Origin of the sequence: Nocardia rhizosphaerihabitans, assembly GCF_014646295.1 — a bacterium.
Taxonomy (GTDB): Bacteria; Actinomycetota; Actinomycetes; order Mycobacteriales; family Mycobacteriaceae; genus Nocardia; species Nocardia rhizosphaerihabitans.
Genome location: NZ_BMNE01000011.1, coordinates 20304 through 34582, shown reverse-complemented (window position 1 = coordinate 34582; position 14279 = coordinate 20304). Strand labels below are relative to the sequence as shown.

General features: G+C 67.1%; 14 protein-coding genes. 6 read left to right on the top strand and 8 right to left on the bottom strand.

Annotation, left to right across the window (positions count from 1 at the left end):
* Window positions 1-39: 39 nt before the first annotated feature.
* From IEY60_RS31505 to IEY60_RS31490, 4 genes are read right to left on the bottom strand one after another with little or no spacing between them, the layout of a single operon-like run.
* Complete coding sequence (locus tag IEY60_RS31505; RefSeq protein WP_189034178.1) at window positions 40-1401, bottom strand: cytochrome P450; 1362 nt, start codon at window positions 1399-1401, stop codon at window positions 40-42.
* 11 nt (window positions 1402-1412) lie between these two features.
* Entirely contained in the window at window positions 1413-1607 is a 195-nt protein-coding gene (locus IEY60_RS31500) for a ferredoxin (RefSeq protein WP_189034177.1), read from the bottom strand.
* 11 nt (window positions 1608-1618) lie between these two features.
* A complete protein-coding gene (locus tag IEY60_RS31495) occupies window positions 1619-2479 on the bottom strand; it encodes a mycofactocin-coupled SDR family oxidoreductase (protein WP_189034176.1) in 861 nt (286 codons plus the stop codon).
* 31 nt (window positions 2480-2510) lie between these two features.
* Entirely contained in the window at window positions 2511-3218 is a 708-nt protein-coding gene (locus IEY60_RS31490; protein ID WP_189034175.1) for an SDR family NAD(P)-dependent oxidoreductase, read from the bottom strand.
* Window positions 3219-3476: 258 nt separating this feature from the next.
* Here IEY60_RS31490 and IEY60_RS31485 point away from each other — a divergent pair, with 258 nt between their 5' ends.
* Genes IEY60_RS31485 through IEY60_RS31470 form a run of 4 tightly spaced genes read left to right on the top strand, consistent with a single transcriptional unit; the run spans window position 3477 to window position 8518 of the window.
* Window positions 3477-4943: an aldehyde dehydrogenase family protein gene (locus IEY60_RS31485; protein WP_229740298.1), complete on the top strand. Its 1467-nt coding sequence runs from the start codon at window positions 3477-3479 to the stop codon at window positions 4941-4943.
* On the top strand, window positions 4940-6148 hold the full coding sequence (locus tag IEY60_RS31480) for a CaiB/BaiF CoA transferase family protein (RefSeq protein WP_189034173.1): 1209 nt from the start codon (window positions 4940-4942) through the stop codon (window positions 6146-6148). Before IEY60_RS31485 ends, IEY60_RS31480 begins: the two co-directional genes overlap by 4 nt.
* A 19-nt stretch (window positions 6149-6167) precedes the next feature.
* On the top strand, window positions 6168-7361 hold the full coding sequence (locus IEY60_RS31475; protein ID WP_189034172.1) for an OB-fold domain-containing protein: 1194 nt from the start codon (window positions 6168-6170) through the stop codon (window positions 7359-7361).
* Entirely contained in the window at window positions 7358-8518 is a 1161-nt protein-coding gene (locus IEY60_RS31470) for a thiolase C-terminal domain-containing protein (RefSeq protein WP_189034171.1), read from the top strand. Before IEY60_RS31475 ends, IEY60_RS31470 begins: the two co-directional genes overlap by 4 nt.
* A 50-nt stretch (window positions 8519-8568) precedes the next feature.
* Here the strand turns inward: IEY60_RS31470 and IEY60_RS31465 are convergent, their stop codons facing one another.
* Together IEY60_RS31465 and IEY60_RS31460 are read right to left on the bottom strand one after the other, a co-directional pair.
* The gene (locus IEY60_RS31465; protein WP_189034170.1) at window positions 8569-8871 is read right to left on the bottom strand and encodes a DUF4286 family protein; all 303 of its coding nucleotides are present in this window, start codon (window positions 8869-8871) and stop codon (window positions 8569-8571) included.
* A gap of 6 nt (window positions 8872-8877) precedes the next feature.
* Window positions 8878-10134: an amidohydrolase family protein gene (locus IEY60_RS31460; protein WP_189034169.1), complete on the bottom strand. Its 1257-nt coding sequence runs from the start codon at window positions 10132-10134 to the stop codon at window positions 8878-8880.
* Window positions 10135-10350: 216 nt separating this feature from the next.
* Here IEY60_RS31460 and IEY60_RS31455 point away from each other — a divergent pair, with 216 nt between their 5' ends.
* Together IEY60_RS31455 and IEY60_RS31450 are read left to right on the top strand one after the other, a co-directional pair.
* The gene (locus IEY60_RS31455; RefSeq protein WP_189034168.1) at window positions 10351-11232 is read left to right on the top strand and encodes a radical SAM/SPASM domain-containing protein; all 882 of its coding nucleotides are present in this window, start codon (window positions 10351-10353) and stop codon (window positions 11230-11232) included.
* A 127-nt stretch (window positions 11233-11359) separates the two neighbouring features.
* Window positions 11360-12358: an adenylate/guanylate cyclase domain-containing protein gene (locus IEY60_RS31450; RefSeq protein WP_189034167.1), complete on the top strand. Its 999-nt coding sequence runs from the start codon at window positions 11360-11362 to the stop codon at window positions 12356-12358.
* A gap of 62 nt (window positions 12359-12420) precedes the next feature.
* Here IEY60_RS31450 and IEY60_RS31445 read toward each other — a convergent pair whose 3' ends face one another.
* Window positions 12421-13812, bottom strand: coding sequence for an amidohydrolase family protein (locus tag IEY60_RS31445; protein ID WP_229740297.1), 1392 nt, complete (start codon window positions 13810-13812; stop codon window positions 12421-12423).
* A gap of 10 nt (window positions 13813-13822) precedes the next feature.
* Window positions 13823-14275 (bottom strand): MaoC family dehydratase, encoded by a 453-nt coding sequence (locus IEY60_RS31440; protein WP_189034166.1) that lies wholly within the window; start codon window positions 14273-14275, stop codon window positions 13823-13825.
* Between the last annotated feature and the right edge of the window lie 4 nt (window positions 14276-14279).

The following is a 14279-nucleotide window of genomic DNA, read 5'->3' as shown; positions in this document are numbered from 1 at the left end:
GTCTCCTTGTCTTTTCCGCGCGCCGCGCGAGGGGTGTGGTCAGATCTGCGCGCTGGCGCGGTTGACCGTGACCGGCTCGGCGAGCCGCTGTTCGTCGACGACCTTCTGCAATTTCGCGAGGGTCTCGTCCAGTCCTGGCCCGAGCCGCTTGCCGGGTGTGAACGTGGCGGGCAGATGCCGCATGCCCTGGATCACCGCGATGGTGTCGTAGTGGACGGTCTCCGCCGCGACAGCCTGGTAGTCGGGCATCCGGTCGAGTACCGCAACGAGCATCCGCTTGAACACCACGCGCGCCACATTGGAGCCGATGCATCGGTGGATGCCGAGTCCGAAACTGTAGTGCCGGTTGCCTTTCCGATCGAGCACGACCTTCTCAGGGTCCTCGAACGCGGCGGGGTCGCGGTTGGCCATCGCCCACGACAGCCACAGTCGATCGCCTTCCTTGAACGACGCGCCCGCCACCTCACAGTCGGCCGCGACGGTTCGGGCGTCGCCCGGTGCCGGCGTGTAGTAGCGCAGGAACTCCTCGGTGGCCGGGTCGAGCAGCACATCGCGTTCGCGGCTGAGCATCTCGCGCTCGGTCGGATTCTCCGACAGCCATTCCAGCGCATGGGCGGTAAGCGCGGTGGTGGTGTCGAACCCGCCACCGATGAGCAGGCTGAGCATGCCCAGGATCTCCATGTCCGGCAGGGGCTCACCGTTCACCGTGGCGCCGGCGACCGCGTGAATCAGGCCGGGACGTGGGGTGGCCCGGATCTCGGCCATATTGGTGAGCAGGTCGATGCCCAGCGTCCGGTGCATTTCCGCGACGCGGGGGTAGTCCGGGGAGTCCGGCGGGGTGTACACCGCCGCGTGCACCGGCTCGTTGTAGATGGTCCACTTGGCCAGCGGAATGCCGAGCATGCCCAGGGTGAGCACGGCGGGCACGACATTGGCCAGGTCGTCGACGAAATCGATGCGCCCGTTCTCGATGTGCTCGTCGATCGCGGCCCGCACCACCTCGTCCACGAACGGCACCCAGCGCTTGACGGCGGCGGGGGAGAGATAGGGGTTGAGCACCGAACGCAACTCCCGATGCTCGGGTTCGTCCATTTCCAGGATGCCCCCGCGGATACCCCTGGCGCGTGGAGCGGGTGGGATCGAGATGCCGCGGTAGCCCTTGCGGACGCCCTGGGTGTCGTGGTCGTTGGACACGTGTGGGCATCGGGCGAGTTCGAAGACCTCGCGGTTGCCCGCTGCGACCCAGTGCCCGTCGTAGGTGTCAGTCCAGGCGATCGGGCACTCGCGCTGCATCGTCTCGGTGATGTCGGAGAACTTTTCGCGGTATTCCGGTGCGTAGCGGTCGAAGTGGAATGTGGGCTGTTTACGCTCGGCGTCGTGGCCGAGGTCGTCGACGGTCATGTCATGTACCTCTATTCCGCCAGGGTGATCGCGCGCTCGGGGCACGAGTGCACGGCCTCGCGCACCTGTTCCTGCTGATCGGACGGCACGGCCTCGCGCAGCGGCGAGGAGTGGCCGTCGATGTCACTGAGTTCGAACGACTGCGGTGCGATCATGGCGCACAATGTGTGCCCCTGGCAGCGCTTCTGATCGACGTGGACCTTCACAGTGATTCCTCTCAGATGTGGTATTCGTGCCACTTCAGATAGCCGCCGCCGTCGACGCGCAGCTGCGTTCCGGTGATGAAGCGCGCCTCGTCGGAGGCCAGGAACAGCACGGCCTCGCTGATGTCACGGGCTTCGATGAAGGGGATCGGCATGGCCTGCTGGACACCGAACGCGGCCTCGGCATCGGCGCGGGTTGGATGCTCGAGGTCGGGGCGAAACGATCGGTACATCGGCTCGCTCTGCAGCATCGGGGTGTCGCAGTTGGTCGGGTGGATCACGTTGGCGCGGATCTGTTGTGGCGCGATGTGCAGGGCCAGGTGGTGTACATACTCGGCCAGGCCGCGCTTGGCAACCACGTATGCCACGCCGCCGGGGTCGCGGCCGGGCTGATCCACCTTGGCGATGTCCATCAGCGCCGCGACAGAACCGGTGGCGATGATGGAGGCGCCCGCCTTCAAGTGCGGCAGTGACACCTGGATGCTGTTGATGACACCGATCAGATTGGTGTCGATCACGTCCGACCACGCCTGCCACTGCGGCGTGCCCTTCATGCCGGCGATTCCGGCCTGGGCGATGACGATGTCGAGGCGGCCGAATTCGGCCACGCCCCGGTCCAGGACCGTCCGCAGCTGGGCCACGTCGCGAACGTCGGCTTGCTCGGCGACGATGCGACGCCCGGCCTTCTCGACCAGGCGCGCCGTCTCCTCCAGATCTTCGGGCCGGGACAGCGCGTAGCCGATGGAATCGACATCGCGGCAGATGTCCACGGCAACGATGTCGGCGCCTTCTTCGGCCAGCCGGACTGCGTGACTACGGCCTTGGCCGCGCGCCGCTCCGGTGACAAAGGCGACCTTGCCCTCTACGCGTCCCACAGGACTTCCTCTCGTTCGAAATGGCCGATGCTCATGTGTTGCGACCGCCGTTGACACCGAAGATCTGTCCGGTGACGTAGGAGGCTTCGTCAGAAATCAGAAACGCGCATGTGGCAGCGATATCGGCCGGTGTGCCGATCCTGCGGACGGGCGTGCGCTGGATGTGGTCCTCGACAGTCCCGCCGAGCCGCCCAGCCTGCTCGTTCTTGCGCAGCATCGGGGTGTCGATGAAACCGGGTGGCACCGCGTTCACGGTGATGCCGGACGGACCCAGTTCCAGCGCAAGCGCTTTGGTGAGGCCGTTGACGGCCGACTTGGCCGCGACATAGTGCGCCATGAACGGCTGGCCCGAGTGGGTGCTCGACGAGGAGATGTTGACGATGCGGCCCCAGCCGGCGTCGAGCATGTCGGGAAGCACGGCCTGGATCGTGTGGAAGACGCCGTGCAGGTTCACGTCGATGACCCGTTGCCATTGCTCGAACGACATCTTCTTGAAACGCTGGAATCCGTCGAGTCCCGCCGAGTTCACCAGAACGGTGATCGGGCCGAGTTTTGCTCGGACCGCGTCGAGTGCAGCCGCGACCTGAGCCGGGTCGGTGACATCGGCTCGATAGGCGAAGTCGTCATCCTCGGGCGGATTGAGATCCAGTGTGGCGACATGGAATCCGTCGTTGCGTAGGCGTTCGGCGATCCCGAGCCCGATGCCGGACGCGCCTCCGGTGACTACCGCTGTCTTCACGCGCGACCCTCCGTTCCGGCCTTCGTCGCCGGTGTAATGCGGAACACAAGAATGCCCCTCCCGAATGCGAGAACCGTACTCTCATGAAGTCGTGGTTCGCAAGAGTTGGGCGGAATTCGGCGTTGTCAGGACGTTCGGAGTTCGGGCCCGACCGAGCCATGTTGGCCGATCCTTGCCGCGATCCACTCGATGGCATTACCATTCTCTCTGCAGGAGAATTAGATTTTCATGGGGAGGTGTCCCCAGCGAGGAGGCGGGATGTCAACGCAGGAAGTGGCGGGGACGGTGACACGTCGATTGCTTGTCGACGGGCTACTCCGGGAAACCGGCCAGACGCTCGCTTCGCTCGATCCGGCTACCGGTGAGGTGTACGGCTACGCGCCGGAAGCCGGCGTCGCCGACGTCGACGAGGCCGTCGCCGCCGCGCGCCGCGCCTTCGACGACACCAACTGGGCGACCAACCCACGCTTCCGTCGACGCTGCCTCAACCAGCTGTATCGCGCACTGCGCGACAATGTCGAGGACCTGCGCGCGCTGACGATCGCTGAGGTCGGGGCCACCCGGGCGCTCACGCAAGGCAATCAGCTCGAGTCACCGTTCGAGATCGTTCGCTTCTACGCCGACCTGCTCGGTGATTTCGAGTGGACCGAGGACCTCGGCAATGTGGAGATCCGGGGGCAGCAGCATCATCGGTGGGTCGAGAAGGAAGCGGCAGGCGTAGTCGCCGCGATCGCCGCATACAACTATCCGCACCAGCTCGCGCTGGCCAAGCTGGCGCCCGCACTGGCGGCCGGTTGCACCGTGGTGCTCAAGGGCGCGCCGGACACGCCGCTGTCCACACTGTCGCTGGGCGAGATCATCGCCAACCACACCGAGATCCCGGCCGGCGTCGTGAACGTCCTGGCGTCCTCCGACATCGAGGTGGGGAAGCGGATGACCACCCATCCCGACGTGGATGTGGTCACCTTCACCGGGTCGACACCGGTTGGCCGCGAGATCATGGCCGCGGCGAGCGCCACCCTCAAGAAGGTGTTCCTCGAACTGGGCGGCAAATCGGCGATGATCCTGCTCGATGACGCGGACTACACCACGGCGGCGACGTTCGCGGCGTTCAGCGTGGTCACCCACGCGGGGCAGGGCTGCGCGCTCACCACCCGGCTGTTGGTTCCCGCGCAGGCCCACGATCAGGTCGCCGAACTGGTTGCGGCGAACTTCGCCCATGTCCACCACGGTGACCCGAACGACCCGAAAACCTATATGGGACCGCTCATCAGCGAAAAGCAGCGCGACAAGGTGCACGCCATGGTGCAGCGCGCGGTCGCCGCAGGGGCCACTTTGGTCACGGGTGGACAGAAGCTCGACCCCGGCTTCTTCTATGCCCCCACGTTGCTCGCGAATGTGGACCCCGACAGCGAGATAGCGCAGGAGGAGGTGTTCGGTCCGGTCCTGGCGCTCATCTCCTACACCGATGACGACGACGCGGTCCGCATCGCCAACAACTCGATCTATGGATTGTCCGGTGCCGTGTTCAGCGCCGACGCGGAGCGGGCCAAGGCAGTGGCGCGTCGCGTGCGCACTGGAACTTTCAGCATCAACGGTGGCAACTACTTCCATCCGGATGCTCCGTTCGGCGGCTACAAACAGTCGGGGATCGGCCGGGAGATGGGTACCGACGGGCTCGAAGAGTTCCTGGAGCGCAAGACTCTCGCGGAAGTCGTCGCATGAGCGGGCCGTTGACGGGTATCAAGGTGCTCGAGGTCGCGATGTACGGGTTCGTGCCGTCGGCCGGCGCGGTGCTGTCGGACTGGGGTGCCGACGTGGTGAAGGTGGAGCACGCGAGTGGGGGAGATCCGCAGCGTGGGTTGCGCCGGGTCGGCAACTTCACCGTCGAGGGCGAACCGAATCCGAATGTGGAGCACGCGAACCGGGGCAAGCGCAGTATCGGCATCGATATGTCGGTGCCGGAAGGACGTGCGGTGGTCCAGTCGCTCGCCCGTGACGCGGATGTCTTCCTCACCAGCTTCCTGCCGTCGGCTCGGGCCAAGTTCGGCATCGACCTCGATGACATCCGTGCGGTGAATCCCAACATCATCTACGCCCGCGGCAGCGCACTCGGCCCACGTGGCGCCGAAGCCGGACGCGGCGGATACGACATGACTGCCTTCTGGTGCCGGGCAGGGATCGCCGCGAGTATCACCCCAGCCGGGGTGGAGGGGCTGATCCCGCCGCCTGGTCCGGCGTTCGGCGACACCATTTCCGGCACCAATCTGGCGGGGGGTATCGCCGCGGCGCTGCTGAAACGGGAACGTACCGGGGAAACGTCGGTCGTCGACGTGTCCCTGCTCGGCAGCGGGCTGTGGGCACTGGGCCACACCATCGCGCTGTCGGCACATCAGCAGCAGCCGATGGTGGCGCCCCAACCGGGCGTGCACGGCGCGCCGGCGAACCCACTGTCGGGCCTCTACGCAACCTCCGACCACCGGTACCTGTCGTTCGTGATGCTGCAGCCCGCCAAGTTCTGGGGTGATGTGTGTCGGCATATCGACCGTCCGGAACTGGCCGAGGACCCGCGGTTTCGCGATGCGGCCTCGATCGCCGAACACACCGCGGCGGCGGTGGCGATCCTGCGCGAGGTGATCGGCGGACGCACTCTGGCCGAGTGGACGCAGCGATTCGCGACGCTGGCCGGTCCGTGGGCGCCGGTGCAGGATTCGCTGCAGCTGCTCTCCGACGCGCAGATCAGAGCGAACGACTATGTGCTGCGAGCGGGCGAGCTCGAGCTGGTCGCCAGCCCGGTGCAGTTCGATGTCGAGCCGCCGCAGGTGCGGCCGGGACCGGAGTTCGCCGCACAGACCGAAGAGATCCTGCTCGAACTCGGACTCGACTGGGATCGCATCATCACGCTCAAGACCGCGGGTGCGGTCACCTGAGCGTCCGGAAGGAGCGGACATGCCGCATGTCGCATCGATAGGGACGTATCTGCCGTGCTGGGGAGACCAGCACCGCCGGGTCGTGGGCGGCGACGAGGACGCGGTCACCCTCGCGGTGGCGGCAGGTCGCTCCGCGCTCGCCGAGGGCGAGACGGTGGAGCGGGTGGTGGTGGTCAGCCGCGATCTGCCCCTGGTGGAGAGCAGCAACACCGCGGTCCTGCTCGCCGGGCTCGGACTCGATCCCGAGCTCGAAGTGATCGAGCGCCTCGGTGGTGCCCCCGCCACGCTGGACGCGCTGAGTTCGGCCAGACCGCGCACCCTGGTGATCGGCGTGGATGTCGAGCCCGCAGGCGCCGCGGCCGCTTGGATCTCCGACCATGGTGGTGCACAGATCCGTACCACGGCGAGGGTGGCGCGCAGCCTGCCGGTGCGCACGCGAAACGCCAACGGGGTCAACGACTACGGAGATCCCCGGCTGCTGCGTGAACGGGGAGTGGTGGCATCACTGTCGGCGGCCTGGCTGGACACCCCGGTCGCGGTGGCGGGGGTGGACCACAAGCAGGCTGTCGCGTTGTGCCAGGCGCCGCCACGGCTGCCGACCTCGGGGGCGTCATCGGCGCTGTTCGCGCTGGCCGCCATGGCCGAATCGGCCGCCGCCGGGCTGCTGGTGGGTGTGGAGCAGGCGGGCCTGTCGGGTGTCGCTGTCGTGCCGGGACCGGTGTCGTTGCGGCGCAACGAACCGCAGGCGCGCCCGCCGCTCGACGGTGTCGTCGAACCCGCGACCGATCGGCCGATCTCGCTGGCAGCCTACGAGCGGGCATTCGAGGCCAAGGTGCGCTGGGAAGCGGGTCGGTACGACGGCAGCGACACGCTGGACTTTCCCCCGCGCTACCGGCTGGGCGAGGACGGAACACTGGCCACCGACTACACCCTGGTGCCCTTGCCGCGCACCGGAACCGTCTATGCCGAGACCACCGTGCGCATGCCAGTGGCGGGTCTCGAGAGCCCGTACTCGCTGGTCATCGTCGACCTAGACGATGTCGGGGTGCGGGCGCTGGCGAAGGTGACCGGTTGTGACGCCGGTACTGCGGGCATCGGCGTGCGCGGCCGAATGGTGTTGCGCCGGATGGCGACCCGTTCGGGCGTCCCGGACTACGGATACGCGTTCGAACCCGAGACCGAGGTCGCGCGGCAGGAAAGGGAATTACCATGAGAAGAGTCGCTGTCGTCGGCGCGGGGATGACATCGTTCGCCGAACACTTCGCCTTGGGTATCGGTGACCTGCTGCCGATGGCCTTCGCCGAATGCGCGGCTTCCGTCGACAAGGGACTGTGGGTGGCCGATATCCAGGCCGCGTGGTTCGGTGCGCTACGGACCACCGACGGGTTCGGGTCCGGGATACTCGCGGAATCGCTAGGGCTTGCCGAGCTGCCGGTCACCCACATAGAGAATTCCTGTGCCACGGGCAACGACGCGGTCCGTAATGCCTTGTATGCCATCGCTTCCGGTGCGGTGGACGTGGCATTGGTGATCGGTGCGGACAAACTGCGCGAGACCGCCCAGAAGGACATGTTGCGCGAATGGGAGTCGATGACCAGGCATCGAGCCTGGGACTACGAGCTCGGACTGTTCGCGCCCGCCGGTTACGCCCTGCATGTGAACCGCTACCTGCACGAGTCGCACGCCACGCGTGAGCACTTGGCGATGGTGGCGGTGAAGAACCACCGGCACGGCGCGCGAAATCCAAAGGTGCGGCTGCCTTTCGAGATCACCATGGAGCAGGCGCTGCAAGCCCCGATCGTGGCCGACCCGTTCCGGGTCTACGACTGCGCACCCCAGAGCGACGGGGCCGCAGCATTGGTGCTCGCCGCCGAGGAAGTAGTGGACCGCTACACCGACGCCCCGGTCTGGGTGCGCGGGGTCGGGTTGGGACTGGACTCGGTCATGCTGCAACATCGGCCGGATCTGACCACCTTCCCGGCGACATTGCGCGCGGCACGGCGCGCCTTCACCATGGCAGGGCTTAGCCCCGGCGACATCGACGTGGCCGAGGTGCACGACTACTTCACCGGCATCGAGCTGATGAGCTACGAGGATCTCGGGTTCGCCGAACGATTCGAGGGCTACAAACTCCTCGAGACCGGGTCGACCGCGGTTGGGGGTGCGCTGCCGGTCAATCCCAGTGGTGGCCTCAAGACCAAGGGGCACCCGCCGGGTGCCACCGGCATCGCCCAGTGCGTCGAGCTGTTCGAGCAGTTGCGCGGCACCGCGGTGAATCAGGTCGACGGTGCGCGGATCGGGTTGGCGCACAACCTGGGTGGGCCCACCGCCGTCTCCGCGATCACCATTCTCGAGGGCCCCGGCCGCTGAGCACGCGTGAGAGCCCGGTACCGATCAGGTACCGGGCTCGCTGCCGTGCGTCAGAGGGGGCTCCACACAGTGACTCGTGTCCGCGCGGGGTCCGATGCCGTCGACATCGTCATGCGGCCGTCCATCGACCGTGCGCGAAGCTCGGCCAGGATGGTTGCCGGGTCACCGTCGAGGGCGAACACGGCCAGGTATTGCTGTTCGTCCGGTCCGCCGCGTACCAGCCGGTGCCGCTCGCAGGAGACGACCCCGGGGATGGTGAGGACCTCCGGGATGTGCACATCGGTGTACCAGCGGTTGTACTCCTCGTCCATCCCGTCGTGCGGGGTGGCGAAAACCATGAGTCGAGCTGTCATCGTCGATCAGACTTCCTGTCGGGTGTAAGCGGCCGCGTAGTCGGCCCTGGATCGGGTGGAGATATCTACGTCGGTGGCGGTCGCCCGGAGCGCGCCGACCGTCGCCTGCGCACGGGGGATGTGCTGGAATGGATCCCAGCCGAAGTGTCGGCAGGCGTTCTCCCACGTGATCTTGTGAATGTCGGCATCGGACGCGCCGGCGGACTCGAGTTCCTCGAGCACGAACTCGGGGGCATTGGGCCAGATCGAGTCCGAGTGCGGGTAGTCGCATTCCCACGCGATGTTGTCGATGCCGATGTCGTGGCGCAGTTTCAGTGAGGTCCGGTCGGTCACGTAGCACGCAAGCACATGCTCCCGGAACACCTCGCTGGGCAGCTTGCCGCCGAAGTCGCGGCGGAGCCAGCGCTGGTTGGTGTAATGCCGGTCCGAGCGGTCGAGGAAGAACGGAATCCATCCGACACCGCCCTCGGACAGCGCGACCTTCAGACCAGGGAAACGCCGGAATGCCGGTCCCCACAACAGATCCTGCGCCGCGATCAGCGAAATGCTCGGCGCCAGCACCATGAGGTTGTCGATCGGCGCGTCCGGCGCGAGCCGCAGCACGCCGAAGCCCTGCCCGATGTGCAGGTTCATCACCATCTCGTTGTCCTGCAGTGCCTGGAACACCGGTGCCCAGTAGTCGATGTCGTGATAGCTGGGAAGGCCGTCGATGTGGGGCAGTTCCGGCATGGTCACCGAGTGGCAGCCACGGGCGGCCAGTCGCTCGATCTCGGCAACCGCCAGTTGCGGATCCCACATGGGCAGAATGCCGATCGGGATGAAGCGGCCGGGGTATGCGCCTGCCCAGTCTTCGATGTGCCAGTCGTTGTACGCCGCGATCATGGCGACGGTGATCTCGTCCTGACCGCCGCGGCTCAGATGCCCCGCGCTGAAGCCGGTGAAGGTGGGAAAGCACATGGACGCGAGCACGCCGTTGACGTCCATGTCGCGTACGCGGTCGTGCACGTTGTAGACCGCGGGGCGCATCTCCGCGTAGCCGGCCGGGTCACGGCCCCATTCCTCCGCCGGCCAGGTGACCACGGCATTGAGCCCGGCGACACCGGTCGGGCGGTCGCGGTAGATCCAGTGGTCCACGCCTTTGTCGTCGGCGACCACCTTGGGCGCATAGTCGGCCCACTTGCGGGGGACGTGCTGGTCGAACATGTCGAGTGGCTCGACCACGTGGTCGTCGATGCTCACGAGTATCAGGTCGTCGGTCTTCACTGGACTCCTCGGTCTGTCATGTGCTGCGCGGCGGCCGCGCGATCGGTCTGCGCGATAATCCTGACGAGAATCAAATTCTCTCAATGAGGTAATGGTAGCGCAAGAGTCTCGCCTTGTTCGTTGGTGGATCTGTCTGCCGATTCGATCTAAATGCTGTTCAGTGCGGGTTGTATAGCCTAGCCTTCTATAAGAATTAGATTCTCCTATGGAGGTCGAATGGATGCTCAGCTGTGTCTGTCCGGGACAGACTCGATCGCCGCCTCGCCGCCGACCGCTGTCTTCTGGGAGCTCGACACCGCCTGGCCCGGCGGCCAGGTTCGGCATCGGAGGCCGAGTCCACGGCACCGGCTCGGTACCGACGAGTGTCTTGCGGTGATCGACGACCTCGCACGGTTCGGGGTACTCGGTGTGGAGATCGGCGGGGGCGAACCCACCGCACGCGCCGACTTCTGGGACATCGCCGACCGGGTGCGTGAGCGCGGGATTTCCCTCGCCTTCGACACCGACGGCACCAGGATGACCCCGGCGGTGGCCCGCAGGCTCGCCGGTGACCACCGACTGACAGCCAGGGTCCGGCTGGCCGCGGCTACCGAGGCCGATGACGATGCCGTGCGTGGCCGCGGCGCGTTCCGCGCGAGCCTTCGAGCCATGGAGTTGCTCGCCTCCACCGGTGATTACGAATTCGAGGTCTCGGTGCCGCTGACAAGACACAGTGCCGACCGCCTCGATGGGCTCCTGGCGGTCGCCGGCCTGTTCGGCGTCCGCTTGCGCCTCACCGGTGATCGACCGCCCGAAGTCGCGCCCGACGTGAGTCAGCGCCGCGCACTGGCGGATTGGCTGGACAAGCACCATGACGAGGTGATGCTCGGTATCCACCCGACCGGTGACCTCGCCGAGAACTGCGGCGGGGGAGCCGACATCTGCCTGATCGACGCGTTCGGCGAGGTGTACGCCTGCCCGATGGCGCGCATGGTGCCGCCGGTCGGCACCGTGCGCGATGAGGGTGGATTCATCGAGATCTGGCGGCATTCCCCGTCGCTCGACCACGTACGCGCCGCCGGATGCCCAGCGGCACCGGCGGTCGCGCGCCCCGACTGAGCGCGGCGCGGCTATGCGACCAGAAGACACCGATGACGGGCGTTCCAGCTCGGCGAATTCGACCCACCCGATCGGTCGCCGACACAACGATGAATCGTCGACCGCCTCCGCGGACAACGTGCCGCCGGTGATAGCCCGCGAGACGGACGCGGTGCACACGGTGGCCGAGGCACTGGCGCGCATCGCGGGCCGGGAGGCCGCGGATCCTGTCGCTTTCGGCGAGCCGCGTCGGCTCACCGGCGACGAGGCGGCACACGCGGCCGGGATCGTCCCGGCCAGGGCACGGCGGTTCTGGCGCGCGCTGGGCTACCCGGAGGTCGACGACAGAGCCGTGGACTTCGCTGACTCCGATGTCCGGTTGCTTCGCTTGCTCACCGGGTATGTCGACGAGGGCATGATCGATGAATCGGCGGCGCTGCACCTGCTCGGCGTCCTCGCCAGGGCGATCGCGCAGCTCGCCCGATTGCAGGTCGACATCGTGGCGGGACAGCTGCATCGGGCGCCGGAATCCATGGACACCGTCACGGCATTGGCGATGCGGCTACCGGAAGTTCAGTGGCTGCTCGGTCAGGTGTGGCGGCGCAAACTGGAGGACACGCTGTACCTGTTCGATCCGTCGGACGACGCGCCTGGCGTGCGGGACAGCGGCGTCGGGTTCGCCGATATCGTCGGGTTCACCGAGCTGAGTCGTGACCGCCGCGCCGCTGATCTGCTGCGCGTGGTGGCGCGTTTCGAACACCGTTCCATCGATGTGGTCGCCGCGCATGGCGGCAGTGTGGTGAAACTGCTCGGCGACGAAATCCTGTTCACCACGGACTCCGCCACCTCGCTCGCGGAGATCGGCGTCGGGTTGGTGCATGCCTTCGCCGCCGATCCCGACATTCCCGGTGTTCGCGTGGGCGCCGCGTGGGGTCCGTTGATCCGTCAACTCGGTGACGTGTTCGGCACCACGGTCAACCTCGCCAGCAGGCTCACCGGCCTCGCCGCGCCCGGCACGATTGTCGTCGCCCCCGGACTCGCGGCTGCGCTGTCCGGCACGCCCGGATTCCGACTGATACCGATGAATCTCACGGAGATTCGCGGAATCGGCACAGTGACTCCGGTGGTTCTGGAGCGGTCGGAGTAGGCGCCGGTGCAAGGACCTCGCCGCCGTTCGAGGCGACCAGAGCGGCTCCGTAGTCGTCAGCGTTACGCGGTGAAGACGACATCTCCATCGATCACCGTGGCGCCGACGAGGTCCCGGTTCGGAATGGTGATGTCCTGTGGTGGCAGTCGCAGCAACGTGAGGTAGGCCGGCGCACCCACGGTGATCCGGCGTGGGCGAGCCGGGTGCTTCGGCTCGCCGAGAAAGAGACCCACGGCTGCGGTCAGCGAAATCCGCTCCGGCTCCGCGCGTTCCGTGGCGGCACGGATCACTGCCCATGGGTCGGCATCGCCGAACGGTGCGTCGGTTCCGGCGGCGACGCCGACCCCGGCGGCGATCAGTGAGCCGAGCCGCCACAGGTCTGCGCGGTCGGTGGGATCGACCTCGGCGGCGTACTGCGCGGCCCGTTCCACCGGGAAGTGCGGCTGGGTGACGACCGTGATCGCGGTGCGACGCAACCAGGGCAGGGTGTCGGCGGGGACCAGGGCGCCGTGCTCGACGCGATCGCCCGGCAGTGCCCCGGCCTCGTCGATGGCGGCGATGGTGAGCACCAGTTGCACTGGAGTGACACAGTGCACGGCCACCGGCCGCCCGGCGGCATGCGCGGCCCGGATGCGTGCGGTGAAGTCGGGCAGCGTGGGCAGGTCGGTGTCATCCAGCAAGATCTTGGTGGGGCCGAGGGTGAATCGGGGCGCGGTTCGGTGCAGAGTCTGCGGCGGTGCCATGCAGTGCACGCGCTGCAAAAGTGCACCGGCTGTGATTTCGGTGGCCATGGTGTCGATCGCATCGACCGTGAGATCCGGTGTGGCATCGGTGAATCCGGTGATGCCGGCGGCTGCCGCATCCGCCCCGAGCGTGCCAAGATCGACCGGCCCCCCGTCCACTCTGGCGCCGAGCCAGCTGTCCAACCGCCATAGTCGTCCGGTGGCTCGTCCAGAAGTATCGCGTTCGATGCCGGGCAACGAGCACGAGTCCACCCCGGCAGCCCGGCAGCCCGCCGAGTTCAGAACCCACAGCGCCCCCGAACGATGCTGTACGCGCACCGCGCGGTCCGGTGCCAGCCGGTCCAGAACATCGCGGTCCAGCGGTCCGGCAACGCTCTCGTGGTATCCGACACCGCGCAGCCAGCCGTCCAGAGGGAGACGCGCACAAGCCCGGTGTATCGCCGCCTCGAATCCCTCCCGGCCGCGAATCTGCGGCGGCCCCAGCGGGACCGACCCGCCCCTGGCCGCGAGGGCGCGCAGGTGGATGTGATGATCGTGCAGACCTGGCAGCAGCCAGCCGCCACCTGCCTCGATCACCGGTTCACCCCGCTCGGCGCGCAAACCGGTACCACAGGCGGTGACGCGCCCGTCCGACCAGCGCACATCGGTGCACGAGCGGCCGAAGACGGTGGCGCCGCGGATCAGTCCTCGACGTGCTCCGGGACGATTCACCGCCGCTCGCTCAGTTCAGATATCGCACGAGATGGCGTGCGACACAGGCCGGTTTGGTCGATCCCTCTGCGGTTATGGTGATATCGCGCATGGCCTGCACCCCGCCGAGGATGTCGGTGACATCGGCGAGGATGAGCGTGCCGCGCACCCGGCTACCGACGGACACCGGGGTCGGGAAACGCACTTTGTCCAAGCCGTAGTTGATCGCCATCCGCGCCGAGCGGACGGTCATCACCTGCTGCGCGATCGGTGCCAGTAAGGCCAGGGTCAAGAAGCCGTGCGCGATGGTGCGCCCGTAGGGGCCGATGGCCGCCCGCACAGGGTCGACGTGAATCCACTGGGCGTCGCCGGTCGACTCGGCGAACCGGTCGATGCGGGACTGGTCGATCTCGATCCAGTTACTCACCCCGATCTCCGTGCCGACTGCGGCTCGAAGCGCGGTGAAATCGGGGAAGTCGGTCATCACG

Excerpts from the sequence above, each read along its gene's own strand:
- IEY60_RS31475 (WP_189034172.1), top strand. The coding sequence starts at position 6,168 with ATGCCGCATGTCGCATCGATAGGGACGTATCTGCCGTGCTGGGGAGAC.
- IEY60_RS31480 (WP_189034173.1), top strand. The coding sequence starts at position 4,940 with ATGAGCGGGCCGTTGACGGGTATCAAGGTGCTCGAGGTCGCGATGTAC.
- IEY60_RS31440 (WP_189034166.1), bottom strand. The coding sequence starts at position 14,275 with ATGACCGACTTCCCCGATTTCACCGCGCTTCGAGCCGCAGTCGGCACG.
- IEY60_RS31470 (WP_189034171.1), top strand. The coding sequence starts at position 7,358 with ATGAGAAGAGTCGCTGTCGTCGGCGCGGGGATGACATCGTTCGCCGAA.
- IEY60_RS31505 (WP_189034178.1), bottom strand. The coding sequence starts at position 1,401 with ATGACCGTCGACGACCTCGGCCACGACGCCGAGCGTAAACAGCCCACA.
- IEY60_RS31485 (WP_229740298.1), top strand. The coding sequence starts at position 3,477 with ATGTCAACGCAGGAAGTGGCGGGGACGGTGACACGTCGATTGCTTGTC.
- IEY60_RS31455 (WP_189034168.1), top strand. The coding sequence starts at position 10,351 with ATGGATGCTCAGCTGTGTCTGTCCGGGACAGACTCGATCGCCGCCTCG.
- IEY60_RS31465 (WP_189034170.1), bottom strand. The coding sequence starts at position 8,871 with ATGACAGCTCGACTCATGGTTTTCGCCACCCCGCACGACGGGATGGAC.